At 59.5% G+C, this 19,278-nt stretch carries 18 protein-coding genes and 1 riboswitch; of the genes, 17 read left to right on the plus strand and 1 reads right to left on the minus strand.

All coding sequences use genetic code 11. From position 1 onward, the window contains the following. Positions 1-3: 3 nt before the first annotated feature. The 17 genes from GSVR_RS15695 to GSVR_RS15775 all read left to right on the plus strand — a co-directional run bounded on the left by GSVR_RS15695 (position 4) and on the right by GSVR_RS15775 (position 18,723). On the plus strand, positions 4-339 hold the full coding sequence (locus GSVR_RS15695; protein WP_173200672.1) for a hypothetical protein: 336 nt from the start codon (positions 4-6) through the stop codon (positions 337-339). Then, positions 329-1,201 (plus strand): HDOD domain-containing protein, encoded by an 873-nt coding sequence (locus GSVR_RS15700; RefSeq protein WP_173200670.1) that lies wholly within the window; start codon positions 329-331, stop codon positions 1,199-1,201. The genes GSVR_RS15695 and GSVR_RS15700 overlap by 11 nt, the downstream gene beginning before the upstream one ends. Next, a complete protein-coding gene (locus GSVR_RS15705; protein ID WP_173200668.1) occupies positions 1,194-3,710 on the plus strand; it encodes a response regulator in 2,517 nt (838 codons plus the stop codon). Before GSVR_RS15700 ends, GSVR_RS15705 begins: the two co-directional genes overlap by 8 nt. Positions 3,711-3,844: 134 nt before the next feature. Then, positions 3,845-3,948, plus strand: a riboswitch (SAM riboswitch). A gap of 70 nt (positions 3,949-4,018) precedes the next feature. Continuing rightward, on the plus strand, positions 4,019-5,155 hold the full coding sequence (locus GSVR_RS15710; RefSeq protein ID WP_173200666.1) for a PLP-dependent aspartate aminotransferase family protein: 1,137 nt from the start codon (positions 4,019-4,021) through the stop codon (positions 5,153-5,155). Positions 5,156-5,328: 173 nt separating this feature from the next. After that, positions 5,329-5,628, plus strand: coding sequence for a transposase (locus GSVR_RS15715; protein WP_173202482.1), 300 nt, complete (start codon positions 5,329-5,331; stop codon positions 5,626-5,628). Further along, positions 5,625-6,479: an IS3 family transposase gene (locus GSVR_RS15720; RefSeq protein ID WP_203978876.1), complete on the plus strand. Its 855-nt coding sequence runs from the start codon at positions 5,625-5,627 to the stop codon at positions 6,477-6,479. The genes GSVR_RS15715 and GSVR_RS15720 overlap by 4 nt, the downstream gene beginning before the upstream one ends. Before the next feature lie 47 nt (positions 6,480-6,526). After that, a complete protein-coding gene (locus GSVR_RS15725; RefSeq protein WP_173202113.1) occupies positions 6,527-7,669 on the plus strand; it encodes a PLP-dependent aspartate aminotransferase family protein in 1,143 nt (380 codons plus the stop codon). A gap of 329 nt (positions 7,670-7,998) precedes the next feature. Continuing rightward, a complete protein-coding gene (locus GSVR_RS15730; RefSeq protein WP_173202114.1) occupies positions 7,999-9,294 on the plus strand; it encodes a nitrite/sulfite reductase in 1,296 nt (431 codons plus the stop codon). Positions 9,295-9,342: 48 nt separating this feature from the next. After that, positions 9,343-10,059 (plus strand): hypothetical protein, encoded by a 717-nt coding sequence (locus tag GSVR_RS15735; protein WP_173202115.1) that lies wholly within the window; start codon positions 9,343-9,345, stop codon positions 10,057-10,059. A 115-nt stretch (positions 10,060-10,174) separates the two neighbouring features. Beyond that, positions 10,175-11,152, plus strand: coding sequence for a hypothetical protein (locus GSVR_RS15740; RefSeq protein WP_173202116.1), 978 nt, complete (start codon positions 10,175-10,177; stop codon positions 11,150-11,152). A gap of 86 nt (positions 11,153-11,238) precedes the next feature. Beyond that, a complete protein-coding gene (locus GSVR_RS15745; RefSeq protein ID WP_173202117.1) occupies positions 11,239-11,868 on the plus strand; it encodes a winged helix-turn-helix transcriptional regulator in 630 nt (209 codons plus the stop codon). A 27-nt stretch (positions 11,869-11,895) separates the two neighbouring features. Then, positions 11,896-12,867, plus strand: a complete 972-nt coding sequence (locus tag GSVR_RS15750; RefSeq protein ID WP_173202118.1) for a GDP-L-fucose synthase — start codon at positions 11,896-11,898, stop codon at positions 12,865-12,867. Positions 12,868-12,985: 118 nt separating this feature from the next. Further along, a complete protein-coding gene (locus tag GSVR_RS15755) occupies positions 12,986-14,335 on the plus strand; it encodes a flippase (protein WP_173202119.1) in 1,350 nt (449 codons plus the stop codon). 14 nt (positions 14,336-14,349) lie between these two features. Next, positions 14,350-15,159 carry a class I SAM-dependent methyltransferase gene (locus tag GSVR_RS15760; RefSeq protein ID WP_203978697.1) on the plus strand — a complete coding sequence of 270 codons (810 nt, stop codon included), beginning with the start codon at positions 14,350-14,352 and terminating at the stop codon, positions 15,157-15,159. Continuing rightward, the gene (locus GSVR_RS15765; protein ID WP_173202121.1) at positions 15,156-16,523 is read left to right on the plus strand and encodes a DUF362 domain-containing protein; all 1,368 of its coding nucleotides are present in this window, start codon (positions 15,156-15,158) and stop codon (positions 16,521-16,523) included. Before GSVR_RS15760 ends, GSVR_RS15765 begins: the two co-directional genes overlap by 4 nt. Further along, positions 16,520-17,569, plus strand: a complete 1,050-nt coding sequence (locus GSVR_RS15770; RefSeq protein ID WP_173202122.1) for a RimK family alpha-L-glutamate ligase — start codon at positions 16,520-16,522, stop codon at positions 17,567-17,569. The genes GSVR_RS15765 and GSVR_RS15770 overlap by 4 nt, the downstream gene beginning before the upstream one ends. Continuing rightward, positions 17,569-18,723, plus strand: coding sequence for a glycosyltransferase (locus GSVR_RS15775; RefSeq protein WP_173202123.1), 1,155 nt, complete (start codon positions 17,569-17,571; stop codon positions 18,721-18,723). Before GSVR_RS15770 ends, GSVR_RS15775 begins: the two co-directional genes overlap by 1 nt. A gap of 196 nt (positions 18,724-18,919) precedes the next feature. On the opposite strand, the gene GSVR_RS15780 is transcribed toward GSVR_RS15775, so the two are convergent. Continuing rightward, positions 18,920-19,267 (minus strand): hypothetical protein, encoded by a 348-nt coding sequence (locus tag GSVR_RS15780; protein ID WP_173202124.1) that lies wholly within the window; start codon positions 19,265-19,267, stop codon positions 18,920-18,922. Positions 19,268-19,278: the final 11 nt, after the last annotated feature.

The following is a 19,278-nucleotide window of genomic DNA, read 5'->3' on the forward strand; positions in this document are numbered from 1 at the left end:
GATATGACGGTCCTGCGTCTCGAAAGCCTGAACCCGGGCATGGTGCTGAGCCGGGACGTGTGCGACCGGAAAGGCCGCGTTCTGCTGCCGGCCGGCGCTGAACTGACCGAAAAGCACCTGCGGATCTTCCAGACCTGGGGTGTGGTCGAGGCTGACATCACCGGCGACGGGGGGGATGATCAGGACCCGGCCCCGTTTGCGGACGACATCGATCAGGCCGCCCTGGCCGAGGCCGGTGCCGCCGTGGAGCGGCTCTTCATTCACTGTGATCCCGAGCTGCCCGTAATCAAAGAACTCAAACATGCCTGCCTGCTCCGCAAGGTCTCCGATGCCTCCTGATTCCTCCCCCCCTACCCTTGAGAGCCTGCTGCACGGCGTTGGCGCCGTTCCTTCGCTCCCGCTGTTCCACGAGCGGCTGGACGAGGCGATCAATCACCCGCGCAGCTCGATTACCGACATTTCAAAGATCATCTCCGAAGATCAGGGGCTGACCGCCCGGATTCTCAAGCTGGCCAACAGCCCTTTTTACGGGTACTTTTCAAAGATCGACACGATCTCGCAGGCGGTCACCATCATCGGCGTCCAGCAGGTCCGGGACCTGGCGCTGGCCGTGTCGGTAATGGGGCTGTTCAAGGGCATCCCCGAAGACCTGATAACCATGGAGCTGTTCTGGAAGCACAGCATCGGCTGCGGCCTGACGGCGCGCGCCCTGGCTACCACCCTGCGGGAAGCGAACCTGGAACGCTTTTTCGTGGGCGGCATCCTGCACGATATCGGCCGGCTGGTCATGTTCATCACCATCCCCGAGCTGTGCCGCGAGATGATCGAAACCTGCCGCAACGAAGGGCGCCTGCTGTACGAGGTGGAGCGCGAACGCCTGGGATTCGATCATGGCGCCGTAGGGGGCATGCTGCTGCGCAACTGGAAGATCCCCTTCCGCATTTCCGAACCGGCGGAATTCCACCATTACTGCCAACGGGCCTGCCAGTACCCGCGGGAAACGGCCATACTGCACGTTGCCGATCTGATCGCCCATGCCCTGGAGTTCGGCAACAGCGGGGAACTGCTGGTGCCCTCCCTCGACACCGCCGCCTGGAACGGGCTGGCACTCTCGCACAACCAGCTCCCCATGATCATCAAGCAGGTCGACATCCAGTTCGCCGACACGATTGCCGTACTCCAGGGGGATGCCGGTGAGTGACAGGATCTCCGACCAGATCATGCACCTGCAGGAGCGGGTCCGCTTTCTGGAGGAAACCAACCTGCACTATGTCACCACGCTCGACGTACTGGCCGTCTGCAGCAGCCTGCAGTCGGACGTGGCCAGCGAGCAGAGCGTCTCACGCATCGTGCGGAACGCCTTTGCCCAGATCAAGCGACTGATCCCCTTCACGGTGATGGCCTTCTTTCCGGCCGATGACGAAGGGAGCTTCGAGCTGGAATACTGCGATCCCGAGCCCGCCAGAGAGGATATCCGGCACCTGGTCGATGGCAAGATCATGGACGGCACCTTTGCCTGGGCCCTGAACCAGTCGCACCCGGTCATTTCCGCTGCCGAAGGTACCCGTTCCCTGACCCTGCATGCCGTGGCCACCCATTCCCGGGTTCAGGGCATGTTTGCCGGGATCCTGCCCGGCCGGCACGACAACATCGAAGTCTCCACCCTCAACCCCCTTTCGGTCATCCTGGCCTACACCGCCTACGCCATCGAAAACGTCCTGCTGTACGACATGCTGCGCGATTACATGCATAACCTGGAGCGCAGGGTGCAGGAACGGACCATCGAACTGGAGGCGGCCCGCGTTCAGGCTGAGGCGGCCACACGGGCCAAGAGTGAATTCCTGGCCACCATGAGCCACGAGATCCGCACCCCCATGAACGGCGTCATAGGCATGGCCGAGCTTCTGGCAGATACGCCGCTTTCCGACGAACAGCGCACCTATCTCAACACCATTTCCAGCTCGGCCGAAAACCTGCTGGCCGTTATCAACGACATCCTCGACTTTTCCAAGATCGAAGCGGGCCGCATGCAGCTGGACACGCACTGTTTCAACCTGCGGGAACTGCTCCGGAACTTGCTTCTGCCGTTCCAGGTGGAGTCGAACCGGAAAGGGGTGCCGCTGACCATGTCGGTGTCGGAGGACACTCCGGCCGTGATCGCCTGCGACAGCGTAAAGATCCGCCAGATCCTGATCAACCTGGTGGGCAACGCCATCAAGTTCACCAGCCGGGGGAGCATCACCGTAACCGTGAAGCGTCTGACAGGCGACAGCACAACGGCGGTCCTGCAACTGGCGGTTGCCGATACCGGCATCGGCATACCCTCCGAGGTCTTCAGCCGGATTTTCCAGCCTTTTACCCAGGCGGACACCTCGACCACGCGGGCCTTCGGCGGCACCGGACTGGGACTGGCGATCTGCGAGCGCCTGGCGCAACTCATGGGGGGCAGCATCCACGTCGACAGCCGGGAAGGGGTCGGCAGCACCTTTATGCTGCAGCTGCCCGTGGAAATTCCGGTCGATGGAGTCGCGGCCCTGCCTGCCGAAACACCGCAACAGCCCGAGCAGCAGGGACGTTCGCTGAAAATTCTGCTGGCCGAGGATGTGGACGTCAACCAGCAGGTGGCCGGCCTGATACTGGAAAAGATGGGGCACCGGGTCACCTTTGCCTCCAACGGCAAAGAGGCGCTGGACACCTGGCAGAAACAGCCTTTCGACCTGATCCTGATGGACATCCAGATGCCGGAAATGGACGGCTACACCGCGACCGCCCACATACGCAGCCATGAACGTGGCCAGCAGATCCCGATCATTGCGATGACCGCCTTTGCCCTGAAGGGGGACGCCGAGAAATGCCTCGCTTCCGGCATGGACGATTACATCTCCAAACCGATTAAGCGCGGCGAAATTGCGGCCGCCATCGCGCGGGCCATGTCACGGCGCGCTGCCCCTCCCGTCCGCCGCGTGCTGCTGGTGGATGATGTGGAGATCAACCGGGAAGTGGCCCGGATCACCCTGGAGCGGTGCGGCCACCAGGTAAGCATGGCCGCCAACGGCGCCGAGGCGCTGCAATGCTTTCTCGACGGGCACATCGACATCATCTTCATGGACCTGCACATGCCGGTTATGGACGGTTTTCAGGCCACCCGCGCCATCCGGGACGAGGAACGGCGGCGTGGCCGCGGCAGCCGCATCCCGATCGTTGCCATGACCGCCTGCACGGTCGATGACAGCCAGCAGAAATGCCAGGAAGCCGGCATGGACGACTTCATTCCCAAGCCGCTCAAACAGGATGCGATCATTGCCACCATTACCCGCCTCACCGGCGACGCCCTTTCGTCGTCTGCGCCCGGACCGGGCCCGGGTGCGGCCGGAGAGCAGCCGGTATTCGACCGGGAAGGACTGGTGGACCGGCTCTGCGGCAAGACCGAGATGCTGCCCGTCTTTACCGGCCTGTTCCTGAATACCGCCACGACCGCCATCGAACATCTGCATGCCGCGCTGGCAGCGGCAAATGCCGAAGAAATCCATCGCCAGTCGCACACCATCAAGGGAGCTGCCGCCAACATCGGTGCGATCCGCATCCTCCATCTGGCAACTGAACTGAACGAATTGGAAGATCCCTTCGGTGATTCCGGTACTGCGGCCCTGCTGGAAAAGCTGACCGCGGAGCTGGAACTCTTCAGACAGACTATCCAGCCTCAGGAGTGACAGTCCCCCGCACCGAAAGCTGCGGGTCTGATCCGGCCAGGTTCCGCATGAAGCGCCATTTATCCTGTTGACAGTGCCGAGAGACTAATGCTAGCCTGACCCGGTCTTACAGAACCAAAGCAGTTCACATACATTTCTTATCGAGAGCGACTGAGGGACTGGCCCTGTGATGTCGCGGCAACCTCCCGTCGGGGAAGGTGCCAATTCCAGCGGGATCGACGATCCCGGGAGATAAGGAAGAGACGATACCTCTCGAGGAATCCTCTTCCGCACCCCGGAAGGGGATTTTTTCATTGTGGGAGGAACAGATGAACATCAGCACTCAGGCAGTTCAGATCGGACTTGAATGGGACACGCGCACCGGGGCTGTGACCGTGCCGATTTACCAGACCGCCACTTTCCGGCATCCGGGATTGGGACAGAGCACCGGTTTCGACTACAGCCGTTCGGGCAACCCGACCCGCATGGCCCTGGAAGAGGGCATCGCCCGGCTGGACAACGGGGCGCGCGGCTTTGCCTATGCATCGGGCATGGCCGCCATCACCAACCTGCTGCTGCTCTTCAAGAGCGGCGATCACCTGGTGGTGACCGAGGACCTGTACGGCGGGACCTGCCGTCTGTTCGACCGGGTCTTCAACCAGTTCGGCCTGACCTTCACCTATGTGGACACCAGTGACATCGAAGCCGTACGGGCCGCTGTCACACACGCCACCCGGGCCGTTTTCGTGGAAACCCTCACCAACCCCTTGCTGAAATTCGCCGACCTGCCGGCCCTGTCAGACCTCTGCCAACAGCACGGTCTGCTGCTGATCGCCGACAATACATTCCTGACCCCCTATCTGCAACGCCCCCTGGACCTGGGGGCCGACATCACCGTGTACAGCGCCACCAAATACCTGGCCGGCCACAACGACACCGTGGCGGGACTGGTGGTGGTCAAGGATCCGCAGTTGGCCGAGCAGGTTTATTTCCATCAGAACGCCGCCGGTGCGGTGCTGGGGCCGCAGGACGCTTGGCTGGTGATCAGGGGCATGAAGACCCTGGCGGTGCGCCTGGACCGCCACCAGCACAATGCCCTGGCCATTGCCCACTGGCTGAAGCAGCACCCCCGCGTTACCCGGGTATTCTATCCCGGCTTGCCAGAGCATCCGCACCACGAGCTGATGCAGCGCGACGTGCGCGGTTTCGGCGCCATGATTGCCTTCGAGGTCGACAGCCATTCCCTGGTGGAGCAGTTGCTGTTGAAGACGCAGTTGATCTCCTTTGCCGAAAGCCTGGGAGGGGTCGAGAGCCTGATGACCTTCCCCGAGGTGCAGACCCACGCCGACATCCCGCCCGACCTGCGTGCCCGGCTGGGGATCAACGACGTGCTGCTGAGGCTTTCGGTCGGCATCGAGGACGCCGAGGACCTGATCGAGGACCTGCGCCAGGCCTTCGAGGCGTAAGAAGTCAAGTCCCCCTTTGATAAAGGGGGATTCAGGGGGATTTCGACGGAGGAACAATCAGAGGCGAAATCCCCCCCTGCCCCCCTTTCTCAAAGGGGGGAGAAAAACCCAGAGTGAGCTATCTTCACATTTGAGGACACACCTTATATCCTAACGGACCAGGAGGGTGTGTCATGAGAATGAACCGAAAATACGATGCCGAGTTTAAAGCTGAAGCGGTGAAGCTGGTTTTGGAAGACAACCGCACCATTCGCGAAGTTGAAAGCAGTCTCGGGATCACGCATGGAGTCTTAAAAGGATGGATCCGGAAACACCGTGACCAGCAGGATCCGGCTATAGCCAGTCAAATATCTGCCGAAGCAGAGCTTAAGCAACTCCGCAAAGAGAACGAGCAACTCCGTCGGGAGCGTGAAATCCTAAAAAAAGCTGTGGCCATCTTCTCAACGGATCCGCATCGTTATTCGGGTTCATAACCGAGCACCGCTCCGAATTCGGAGTGAAGGAGATGTGCCGAGTTCTGGGAGTGACTCGGAGTTGGTACTACGCCCATGCGGCCGGCCGAGTAACGAATCGGCAGCGCGAAGACCAGGCGTTGTTGCCAACGATCAAATCAGCCTTCGAAGAGAGCGACAAAACATATGGCGCGAAACGGATTACCCATAACCTACGGCAGTTAGGGCGGCGCGTCGGTAAAAACCGCATCTGGCGCCTGATGCGAGAAAACGGCCTTAAAGTCAAGACGACGCGGAAGTTCAAGGTTACAACGAATTCAGATCACAAGCGTCCTGTAGCGGACAATCTGGTGAAGCGTCAATTCTCCGCTGACGCTCCCAATCGGCTCTGGACCGGCGACATAACGTACATTGAAACGGTCCAGGGCTGGCTGTACTTGGCAGTGGTCCTCGATGTATTCTCCCGCCGGATCGTGGGCTGGAGCATGAACAAACGCATGACGGATGATCTTGTTATAGCTGCCCTTACCAATGCGATAGTCAGGCGTCGGCCGTCACCAGGATTCATCTTTCACACGGATCGTGGTTCGCAATATTGCAGCAAACGGTTTCGTGCCGTGGTCGGGAAAGCAGCTGGCATCCAAAGCATGAGCGGAACCGGATGCTGCTATGACAATGCAATTACGGAGACCTTTTTCTCCACATTGAAGAGAGAACTGATTTACCACTGCTCCTTCACGACCCGGCAAGAAGCACAGAGCCGGATATTTCGTTACATCGAAGGTTTCTACAACCGCAAGAGGATTCACTCTGCGATTGGCTATCTCACTCCTGAACAGTTTGAGCAGCAGGAGCTAAAGATGGCAGCATAGAATTTTGAGTGTGTCCTCTATTGCGAAGACAGGTCAAGGAGGTTTTTATGAAATTCGCCACCAAGCTGATCCACAGCGGCCAGACCATCGATCCCCGCACCGGCGCGCTGGGCATGCCGATCTACCAGACCTCCACCTTCCGCCAGCAGTCGGTGGACAACTTCGGCAAGTACGACTATGCCCGCTCCGACAACCCTTCCCGTGAAGCGCTGGAGGAGGCGGTAGCCGAGCTGGAGGGGGGCACGCGCGGCTTTGCCTTTGCCTCGGGCATGGCTGCCATCTCTTCGACTCTGCTGATCTTTTCTCCCGGCGATCATCTGGTGGTGTGCGACGATGTCTACGGCGGCGCCTACCGCGTGCTGACCGGGATCTTTGCCCGGCTGGGGATCACGTCGACCTTTGTGGACGCCACCAGCCTGGAGGCCATCGAGGGCGCCATTCGCCCCGAAACCAAGGGCATCTACCTGGAAACCCCCTCCAATCCGCTGCTCAAGGTGACCGATCTTGCTGCCGTGGCGCGGCTGGCACGGGCCCGCAACATCATCACCCTGGTGGACAACACCTTCATGACCCCCTATCTGCAGCGTCCGCTGGAGCTCGGCTGCGACATCGTCCTGCACAGCGGCACCAAGTTCATGAACGGGCACAGCGATGTGATCTGCGGCTTTGCCGTGGTGAAGGACGCCGACCTGGGACAGCGGATACGCTTCATCCAGAACGGCTTCGGTGCGATTCTGGGACCCCAGGACTCGTTTCTCACCATGCGGGGGCTGAAAACGCTCAAGATCAGGATGGATCAGAGCCAGCAGAGTGCAATGGCCATTGTGGAGTGGCTCTCCCGGCAGGAGCAGGTCACCCGGATCCATTATCCGGGATGCCCCGAGCACCCCGGCCATGCCGTGCACATGACCCAGGCCGACGGGCCGGGCGCGGTCTTCTCCTTCGAACTGGACAGCTTCGAAACCACCCGCCGGCTCCTGGAAGGGGCCCGCTATTCCGCCTTTGCCGTCAGCCTGGGAGGGGTGGAAAGCATCCTCTCCTACCCTGCCCGCATGTCGCACGCGGCGGTCCCCCCCGAAGAACGCCTGCGCAAGGGGATCACCGACACCCTGGTCCGGCTTTCCGTCGGCCTGGAAGACCCCGACGACCTGATCGCGGACCTGGCAGCGGCCTTTGATCGGCGCTCCTGACTCATCCCCTGTGCCCGGAGACCGGACAGCAGATCGCGCCTTGACTCGCTTCCCGGATTATTTTACTCTTTCAAAATCCGGTTATGAATATCCTGAATCGTGAGGGTGGACTGCCGGAGCGCCTGAAAGAGCCGGGGCCCGAACGTCGCCCGGCTGCTGCGGTAGTCGAATAGGCTGGTCCTCCGCCGGAATGCCCCATACCGCGAAAATGCAAAGGCAGAGGCCTTTCAGGCGCGCAGGCTGGGAGGCCTCACGGATTCAGGAATACGTATAAATTTCAGGGGTAAGGTTCGACGCTGCTCAACCTTAACCTCAACCTAGGGTACAACATGACAGCAGGGGTGCAGAATTTCAGGTTGGATGGCATCTACCAGCAGCGCCAGGAGGGGTTCCTGATGCAGCGGGTGAAGCTGCCGGCGGGTGTCATCTCGTCGCTCCAGGCCAGGGTGGTCTGCGAGGCAGCCGAACGGTTCGGGAAAGGCAGCATACACCTGACCACACGCGGCAGCATGGAACTGCACTGGCTGCGCGAAAGCGATCTTCCTGCGGTCAGGAGGCTTTTGACCTCGGCCGGACTCACCTCGCGCGGAGCCTGCGGCGGTGCCGTACGGGGCATAACCTGCGGCAGCGGTCATGGCAGCCTGCACTTCCCGCTGATCGAAGACCTCGCCCGCCGGCTGCAGCGTCACTTTGCCGGCAATCCGCGCTTCGAAAGGCTCCCGAAGAAATTCAAGATCGGCATTGAGGCTGACGTCTCCGGCAAAAGGCACCTGATCCAGGATGTGGGGCTGGTGCTGAACCCTGGCGGGGAAGGGCAGCTCTGTTACGATATGTATGTGGCCGGCGGACTGGGGCGCGAACCCCGCGCCGGTTTTCTGCTGGCCGCCGCGCTGACGGAAGAGCGCATCATTCCGATGATCGAGGCGGTGGTGCGCGTCTATGCGGCTGGCACCCCGGCCGGCAAGCGCCTCAAGCACCTGCTGGCCGCCATTGGCGAGCAGGAGTTCCGCCGCAGGGTCGCGGAGGACCTCGCTGCCGCCGAGGAGCTGCCACCCCGCCTGGGGCTTTCCGAAAACATTCTTGCGCCGGTCGCTGCCCCGCGGGAATGGGCGGAAGCCTTTTTTTTCGCCGGCCAGCTTTCCAGCGACGATCTCAGAAACGTGGCGAACCTGGCCGACGAGTACTCCGATGGGGTCATGCTGGTCACCGCCGAACAGAACATAGCCCTGCCGGTGGCGCAACCGGGCGACCCGGGGCAGGCCCGTCAGGCGCTCGCACAGGCCGGCTTCATCCCGGACAGGCACGTCACCCTGCGGGTCTGTCCCGGCAGCCACGAATGCCGCATGGGGCTCGCCCCTACCCGCGATATCGCCCGTTCGATACTCGCAGCAATGGGGCCGGCCGGAGAAGGCCTGACCTGGGGCATTTCGGGCTGCAACAACTCCTGCAGTCAGCCGCAGCTGGCCGATGTGGGCATCGTCATCGCGCGGCTTGCCGCTGAAGAGGATGGACAGCGCACACCCCGCTTCGATCTGTACCGCTCGGTGCCGACCGGCCTGGGAGAAAAGGTTGCCGCCTCGTTGAACCTGACGGAGCTGCTGGAACAGATTGCAAGCGTCTGCTGAACGCCGCTTCTGTCTTCAGTTTTCGTCATACGGATAGCCGGGAAAAGTATGAATATCGACAAACATCAATGGAATGACCTGGTGGGCGGCGTGAGAGCTGCATCCCTTGTGGCGCTGCTGACCGCCGGTGCGATCGCCGGCATGGCCATGTCTGCCCAGGCTGCCCCCGACAAGCCGGCAGCCGAACAGTGCCGGAAGCCCCGCCAGACTGCCGGAGATCTGGAGCTGGTGGCCGAATATGCCGAAGATATTTTTTATCTGGCACGCATCAATGCTTGGCACCGCATCGACAAAAAGGCACGCCTGTTCAAGCTGCAGCCGGCCGCAGCATCCTCCCCCAAGGATGCGAGCACGCCGGACATGGCCAAAACCATTGCCGATCTGGAACAGTCGATCAGTGCCAGGGACAGATACAAGACGATGCACGACGCCAACAAGCTGCTGCTCATGGCAGCCTCCCTCGTCGAGCCCTACCTTTCGGTCATCCCCCGCAACGTTCTGTTGCTCGGATACTGCGGCCGCAGACTGGAGATACTGTCGGAATCGGGCCAGACCGCCAAGATGCCGGACATCATCGCCAAAATGCACCTGATCTGGCAAAACCTGATCATTCAACTGGTTGAACGGGGGGCCACCAAGGATGTCAAACGGTTTGCCGAGATACTGAAACAGCTCGACCAGGCCAAATCCCCCGAAGAAATCAGAAAACTGGCCAAGTCGGTGCAAGACGAGGTCGACAACCTCGAAAAACTCTTTCTGAAATGAATCCGGCAGGCTTGCCTGTTGTTCTTCTCCGTCCCGCCTGACCCACAACCTTATAGGCGCCTCTCCCGCTTTTCCGAAACGCTCACGGCCGCCTGAATTGACAGGGGGAACTTCCATGAAGCATCTCATTCCTGCATTGGGCCTGCTGTTCTTGTCAGGCACTGCTGCCATGGCTGAAAACAGGTCGATCACCTATTTCCGCGACGGAGCGGTGGTTGAGGTCGAAGCCAGGGCCAGCAGGGGCATCGCCCGGATTGCCGTATCAGCCGACGCGATGGAGAATACCCTGCGCATCAAGCCGCTGCCCGGAACCGGCATCCGGCAGGTCGACATCCTGCCCGGCCGGACCGCAAACAAGGGAGCCGCTGAGCTTGAACGGCTGCAGGAGCGGAAGGGCCGGCTGGAAGACCGGCTCAAGGCCCTTGCCACCCGCGAGGAGATTTTCACGTCAGCCGCCAAATCCCAGAGCGGCAAGGCGCCGCGCAGGACCAAAACCAACCCTGATCCGGTGCAGTCGATCCGCCAGGGCACGGAGTTCGCCATTGCCCAGCTGGAAGCGGTCTACACGGCCAGGCGTACGGCGGAACAGGAGATCCGGCACATCAACGAGCGTATGGCGGCTGTCCGCAGCACGCCGGCAGGAGCGGACAGGATTGCCCGGGTGGCGGTCACGCCGCATGATGGCCGGATCCGGGTCAGGTACGCCCTGGCTGGGCCGGGATGGCTGCCGCGCTACGATTTCCGCCTGAATGGCGGCGCCTCGGCCCACATCACGCTCTACGGCCAACTGCCCGCTGCGATGGCCGGCTATCGGCTTCTGGCCGCTCCGGGCTCCATCGACGACCCGGATGATGCACATGCCGTCCCGGTTGCCGCCGGTTCCCTCGCCCGACTGGCCGAATACACCCTGCCCGTGGGCAGGGAAGAGCCCGGGGCCGGTCTGCGCACATCGTTTTCCTGCCTGCTCACGAATCCGCAGGCATCCTCTCTGCCGGCCGGCGAAGCCGATCTTTTCCGGAATGGGGAGTACCTGGGAAAGGTGAGATTCCAAGGCATCTCCTCGGGAGGCAGCAGACAGGTTTCACTGCAATAACCGTTGCGGACCGGAGACATTACGAGCCCCTTCGTTTTTCGAGAAGATACTTGCTTTTCAAGCCACAATCGCCTATCGTTCACCACATGAACAAGACCGATAGCGGCACTTTGGACGATATCAAGGCTTTTCAACTGCTCTCGGAAGTCGCCGATGAGCAGCCGATTTCCCAGCGGGAACTTGCCAGCCGCCTGGGCATCGCCCTGGGACTGGTCAACTCCTACATCAAAAATTTCGTAGCCAAAGGCTATATCCGCATCAAGAACTACCCCCACAATCGCTACGCCTATCTGCTGACGCCGAATGGCATGGCCGAAAAGGCCCGATTGGCCTATCAACATGTCCACTACTTCACCAGCCTGTACACCGTAACCCGACAGAACTACCTGCAGCTTTTCAGATTCTTGTCGGAACGTGGTATTAACCGCGTCGCCTTCTGCGGTGTCGATGAGGTTACGGAAATCGCCTGGCTGTCCCTGTGCGAGGCGGGACTGGAGCTGGCGGAGGTGATGGACGACCGGAATGTGGGCACCTCCTTCATGGGCAGGACGGTTGTCAGCCTCAACCACGGGCTGCTGTCGGTGAATCACTGGATCGTGGTCACCTCGGTGAAGCGATCCCAAGAACTCAAGGAATCCCTGCGCAACCACGGGGTCAGCGATGAGATGATCCTGGCACTGGATGCTCATATGCATCCGACACCGGCGGCACCATAAAATTCATAATTCGAGGATGGGATAGTAATGGATAAAGGGGCAAAAATATTCGTGGCAGGCCACCGGGGAATGGTTGGTTCAGCCATTGTGCGCACGTTGGAAGCAGGCGGCTTCGGCAACCTGATCGTAAGAACCAGCCGGGAGCTGGATCTGCGCAACCAGCAGGCGGTCGAGGATTTTTTCCGGGCCGAGCAACCGGACTATGTCTTCCTGGCCGCAGCCACGGTGGGGGGCATTGTCGCCAACAGCACCTACCCGGCCGAATTCATCTACGACAATCTGCAGATCCAGACCAACGTGATTCACCAGGCCTGGCAGACCGGGGTCAAGCGTCTGCTGTTCCTGGGAAGCACCTGCATCTATCCCAAGCTGGCACCCCAGCCGCTCAAGGAGGAATACCTGCTGACCGGTCCGCTGGAGCCGACCAACGATGCCTATGCCGTGGCCAAGATCGCCGGCATCTGCCAGTGCCGCTCCTACAACCGCCAGTACGGCACCCGCTTCCTGGCAGCCATGCCCAACAACCTCTACGGCCCCAACGACAACTTCGACCTGGAAAAGTCCCACGTATTGCCGGCCCTGATCAGGAAATGCCACGAGGCCAAAGCCTCGAACGCCGCCAGCGTCACCATCTGGGGAACCGGCACACCGCTGCGCGAATTTCTCCACGTGGACGACCTGGCGGAAGCCTGCCTGTTCCTGATGAAACTGGACGAGCAGCGTTACGAAGAACTATTGAACTATCCTGCTGCGCCGGCACTGATCAATGTCGGTTCGGGACAAGAGCTTTCCATCCGGGATCTGGCACTGCTGGTGAAACGGGTGGTCGGATTCGCAGGGGAACTGGTCTTCGATGCCGGCAAGCCGGACGGAACGCCGCGCAAGCTGGCCGACGCAAGCCGTATCCACGCCCTGGGCTGGCGGCACCGGATCGGCATGGAGGCGGGGATCGCTGCGACGTACGAGTGGTGGCAACGGTCTCTAAAGGTGCATAAATAATGACAGGGGGCGCATCAAGAGGGATGAAAGCGCGGGAATCTGGCCGATGGGCAATCCCCGGTCTCCGGCCGAGCGATCCTGCTGTGGCTGAATGTGCGACCAGCAGGCACATTTCGCCATGACACTCCCTCCAGTCGACCGCACCTGGGTACGCTACATCCCCTCATTCCTGCGCAAACGTTTTGAAAACCGGCACGTTTTTCAGGAAGCGGTGGAGAACAGCGGCTGGCTCTTTGCCGATCGCATCTTCCGCATGGGCGTCGGCCTTGTTGTCGGGGTCTGGATCGCCCGGTACCTCGGCCCTTCCGAATATGGGCTGCTCAGTTACGCTGCTTCCATCATCGGCATGTTTTCGGCAGTGGCTCTATTGGGACTGGAGGCGATCGTCGTCAGGGACCTGGTCCGTAATCCCGAACGGGAGCAGGAGATACTCGGCACGACGTTCCGCCTTCGGTTTCTGGCAGGCGCGATTTCCTATGGGGTGGCCATCGCCACCGTGATGTGTCTGAGATTCAACGATCCAAAGGCGCACCTTCTGGTGGGCGTCATGGGATGGGTGCTGATTTTCGGGGCCTTCGATACCATCGATCTTTGGTTCCAGTCACGGGTGCGGTCCAAATTTGTCGTTTATGCGAAAAATGCCGCATTCGTCGCTGCATCGCTCCTGCGTGTCGGTTTCGTGGTCTTCAAGACTCCTGTGGTGGCTTTCGCCGCTGCAAACGCCATCGAATATGCACTGGCTGCCATTGGGCTACTCGTCGTTTATCGACACTGCGGGGAGAGGTTCGGGAGTTGGAAGGGGAACCTTTCCCTCGCGCGCGAGATGTTCCGGGAAAGCTGGCCGTTGCTCCTTTCGGGGATCGTCTTCATGGTATACCTCCGGATTGACCAGGTGTTCCTCGGGCAGATGGCGGACTCACGTGAGGTGGGAGTTTATGCCGCGGCGGTGAAGATCGCCGAAATCTGGTTTTTCATCCCCACGGTGGTGGTGAATTCTGTCTTTCCCAATATCATCAAGACAAAGGAAAACGACGAGGAGGAGTTTTACCGGAGATTGCAGAAACTCTACAACCTCATGGCGTTCATCGGTTATGCCATTGCAATACCGACAACCCTTCTTGCGGGATTCGTGGTGACGCTCCTCTACGGCAAGGCCTATGCCGCTGCAGCACCGATGCTCATCCTGCTCGTCTGGAGCGATGTCTTTGCAATCCTTGCGGTAGCGCGCAATGCGTACCTGCTGGCGATGAACTGGTCCCGGGTACTGTTCTGGATGGTTTTGATCGGAGCGGTCTCAAACGTGCTCCTCAATATGGTGTTGATCCCCAGGTACGGGGGGATCGGAGCTGCTGCCGCGTCCCTCATCTCGTACTGGATCGCAGGGCATGGAGCATGCTACCTCCACAAACCCTTGCGCAGAACGTCAAACATGATGACGAGAGCGCTCATGTATCCCAAGTTCTGGTGAAGAAAGGCGAACGAATGGAGCATCCGCCCCGGTCCGCTACATGGACTCCGGAAACAATCAGAAGGTTCTGGAACTATACGAGCCAAAAGAAGAGTATCGAAGGCGAGTATTTTTCTTTCCAGGTTGGCGATGCCCTTGTCAGCCTTCTGCAGAGGGTCAATGCGATCAAGGGCGGAGCGCGGGTCCTCGATTTCGGATGCGGGCCCGGTTTCCTGCTCGAGAAGTTCCTGAGAGCCGGCTCTTTCTGTTGCGGATTCGATTTCTCCGACGATAGCGTCACGAGTGTCAATCAGCGTTTCAAAAATCTCAAAAACTGGGAAGGCGCTGTCTCCTCGACCACCTTGCCGACACCATTTGACGGAGCGCTTTTCGACATTGTTACCTGCATCGAGACGTTGGAACATCTGCTTGACGAGATGATTCCCCCGACGCTGGGGGAGATTGCCAGACTCTTGAAGCAGGATGGAATTGTGCTTTTCACAACCCCCTACACTGAGGACATTGAAGCACGATCCGTCTATTGTCCTTTTTGCGACAATGTATTTCATCCGGTACAACATGTACGATCCTTCGATGAAAACACTCTTCGACAACTGCTGGAGCAGCATGGTTTCGAAGTTCTCATGTGCCGTTCCATGGATCTGTTCGAGCTGCAACGGAACAAAACGTCCGGACGGCCGGGTATCAAAAGCCTGGGGCGCTATTGGTTCAACCGGATTGTCGATGTGGTATTTCCCGTCAGAATCGATGGGACCGGATACCATGCGCCCCGGGTCTCAGGCGGCCCGAACCTTTGCGCAATCGCGCGGAAGAGGAATCGATGACGATGCGGGAAAACGTTGTAACATTGACGGCCCAAAGCGGCGCTCCCTCTTACGAAATCGCCGGCCTTACCCAACGGGTAAGGCACATGCTCCATGAGGCGGCACCAGGCTCTCATCCCGAGGCCCCGTTCAGTAGCATCATTCAGCCGGGAATGACGGTCCTCCTCAAGCCGAACTGGGTCCTTCACCGGAATTACAGCGGCCAGGGCAACGACTGTCTCGTGACGCACCCGAACCTGATCGAGGCCGTCCTGCGGGAGGTGCTGAAGGCCAAGCCCGGCAGGGTGATTATCGGCGATTCGCCGATTCAGGAGTGTGACTTTGATGCACTGGTACCCCACGAGTGGCGCAGGAAAATGAGGCACCTTGCCACGTGCCCCGTCGACATCATCGACTTTCGGCGTACCGTGCTCCGGAAGGGGGGATTCGGCGAAGGCCAGGAACGGGAAGTCCGGGGGGAGGAACGATACATTCTTTTCGACCTCGGGAAGGAGAGTCTGCTGGAGCCGGTTTCCACACCCGACAGCCGTTTCCGCATTACCTGCTACGATCCCGACCTGATGGCCCGGCGCCACCTGCCGGGAAAGCACCAGTACTTGTTGGCCAAAGAGCCGTTTGAGTCGGACGTCATCATCAACCTGCCGAAGCTGAAGTCCCACAAAAAGGCGGGAATGACTGCAGCACTGAAAAACATGGTGGGCATCAACGGCAACAAGGAGTTCCTCCCCCACCACCGAACCGGCGGGAGCGCCGACGGCGGCGACTGCTACCCCGGTAAATCCCTGTTGAAAAGGATGGCGGAGCGGTGCTACGACGAGGCAAACCGAACAATCGGAAGCCCTCAGTGTGAGCGCTGGTTGAAGAAGTCCGGGCATCTGCTGCGTCTGCAGCACTTCATGGGCAACCCCGAGATTGAGGGTGGCTGGCACGGTAACGACACGGTCTGGCGGATGACTCTTGACCTGAACCGACTGCTCCTGTACGGAAGGGCCGACGGAACGATCTCCGACACACCGCTCCGGAAGGTTTACTCTCTCACGGACGCCATCATCGCGGGGGAGGGAGAAGGCCCCTTGGCTCCGCGGCCGATACCACTGGGCATACTCACGTTCGCTGCATCGTCGGTTTTTGCGGATCTGGTCGGCGCCGCTCTGATGCATTTCGACTACCGCAAAATCCCTACTCTCCGTGAGGCCTTCGATGATTTCAGGTATCCGCTTGCAGAACAGAGCCGGGAGAGCTGCCGGGTCGTATGCGATGGCAAGGAGATATCGCCGGAAGAAGCGGGGCGGCTTTTTGGGAAGCCCTTCGCACCGTCGGCCGGCTGGCTGGGCCATATAGAACGGGAACGGAGCAGGGAATGAGGATCGGTATCCATCCGGATCACATGTGGGGATGCAGTTTCTCCGACAAATGGAGCCAGCTTCTTAAAGAACGCGGGGTGGAAATTCTTGAGCTGAACCTGCTCTCCAAGAACGCGCTTGAGCAGGCCAAGGAATGCGACGGCGTCATGTGGCGCTGGTTCCATATCCAGGATCATAAGCAATCGGCCCGCGTCATCCTGCATACCATCGAGAATCACCTGGACATTCCCGTCTTCCCTTCCTCAAGGACCTCCTGGCATTTCGACGATAAGATTGCTCAATATTATCTTCTCCAGGCCATCGGTGCTCCGCAGCCCGAGGCGTGGATCTTTTGGAATCGAGAGGAGGCGCTGAAATGGGTGGAAACGGCGCCATATCCGGTGATCTTCAAGCTTACATCCGGTGCGGGTTCCTCGAACGTCCTGAAAGTCGACCATCCAATAGAGGCTCGCAAACTTATTCAACGCATGTTCTGCAGGGGAATTTTTCCCATGACAATGAATGAATACCGCCCCCCCCTTCTGCCGCGGACGCGCCGCGAGCTGCGGGAACGGTTTTCACGTGTGGTCGATGCCGCTGGATATGCGGCAACGGGAGAATATCCCCGATTGCGTGAATTTTGGTGGAAGCCGGAAATGGGATATGCATATTTTCAGGAGTTTCTTCCCGACAACACCTGCGATACCCGTGTGACCGTAATCGGCAACCGGGCCTTTGCCTTTCGCCGGATGAATCGCCCCGGCGACTTCCGTGCCTCAGGGAGCGGGAACATCGACTGGAATCCGGCGAAAATAGATCCTGCGTGTCTGAGAATTGCCTTTGACGTTTCTGCGAAAGCCGGTTTTCAGACCATGGCGTACGATTTCCTTTACCGCGAGGGAAAGCCGGTGATCTGCGAGATCAGTTATACCTTTGTCGATTCTGCGGTCTTCAACTGCCCCGGCCAATGGGACCCCGAATTGAACTGGCACGAAGGACACCGTTGGCCTGAAGAGGCGCAGATAGAGGATTTCATGGTCGAGGTTTTGAAAAGGTCAAAACGGTAATGCAGAGCATGATCCCTCTCCACCATGCACGGATTATTTTCGTTTTCGGCAGTCTCGACCTGGGAGGGGCGGAGCGACAGGGGCTTTTGCTGGCGGAATCGCTACGGAATGACTACGGTGCGGAGGTTGAAGTCTGGGGGCTCAAAAACAGCCCGGGCCGGCTGTCCGAACTGTGTGAGGAGAAGGGCCTCCCATGGCGTGGCGTAAAATGCGGATGGGGACGATACGCCCTGACGCGGCTGGCAAAGCTCGGGAAATTCGCCCTGACGCTTCGGAAAAGACAGCCTGATGCAATTCTTGCATATACCCGCCTTCCGAATCTGGTATGCGGGATTGCCTGGCATTTTACGGGCGCCAGAATCATGGTGTGGAACCAGCGCGATGAGGGGCTGCTCCTGAAAGATGGATTCTGGGAGCGCCTGGCAGTAAGAAATGCGTCCTGCTTCATCTCAAATTCGCTTGCAGGCAAGGTTTTTCTGGAAAAGCTGTATCGAGTACCGTCAAGAAAGATCTCCGTGATACATAACGGAATCCTTCTTTCTGCTCGAGCTCCGGAAGCAACGGCGTGGCGCAAAAAATTGCAGATACCGGAGGGTACCCCCACTGCCTGCATGATAGCCAACATCCATCACTACAAGGATCACCACACGCTGTTACGCGCCTGGGCATTGGTGACGTTGAAAGACTCGCCCCCTCCGGTCCTGCTTCTGGCCGGCCGGATCGACGAAGGGGGCGATGAACTGCTGACCCTGGCCGAACAGCTTGGAATTTCCGAAAGGGTGAAACTGTTGGGACAGGTGGATGACGTGGGGGGGCTTCTCCGTTCCGTCGACGTCTGTGTTCACAGCTCAGTCAGCGAAGGCCTTCCGAATGCGGTTTTGGAGGCCATGGCAGCCGGGATAGCAGTCGCCGGTACCGACATCCCCGGCATCCGGGAGGCCGTGGGACCCGATGGGTACCGCTTCCTTGCACCTGTCCGCGATGTAGAGCGTCTTGCATCATCCCTGGCGGAACTTTTACAGGACAAGCTGCTTCGGGAAAGGGTCGGGGCCCTGATGCTGGAGCGAGCCAAAGCCGAGTTCGACGTAGGGGAACTGTGCGCTCGGACCGCAGCTCTGCTGGCCCGGGAGATGACTGCCGATGAATCCTTATGATGCAGACCTGCATAAGGGGGTAATGCGTTTGCTGGTTCGCGCCGGCAGCCTCATCTCACATGTCATGCCCTCCTGTAGCGGTACGCGACTTTACTTTTTCTTCCCGTCGTTTCATGTCGGCGGAGCGGAAAGGGTTCATGCCGATATCGTGAAGTGCGTGTCACAGGGAGATACCGCTGTCTTCTTCACTCACCGTTCACGGGACAGGAAACTTCTTCACGAGTTCAGGAGAAGTGCACGATGTTTTACGGTATGGCCACTGCTCAAATATCTTTTGCCGGTTTCCACAGGCTTTATTGCCGGCATCATCAATAAAAATTCCCGGGCTATCGTTTTTGGCTGCAACAGCAGGTTCTTTTACAAATTGGTGCCCTTTCTGTCGGATTCGGTAAAAACGATCGATTTGATGCATGCATTCGGCGGGGGGTCCGAGTTTTTCAGTCTTGAAGCAGTTCCATCTCTGGATCAGCGCATTGTAATCACCGCCAGGACAAGGGAAGATTTCCGGTGCCTCTATTCCGAAGCAGGCATCGATCCACTGCATCTGGGACGCAT

Origin of the sequence: Geobacter sp. SVR (assembly GCF_016865365.1) — a bacterium.
Taxonomy (GTDB): Bacteria; Desulfobacterota; Desulfuromonadia; order Geobacterales; family Pseudopelobacteraceae; genus Pelotalea.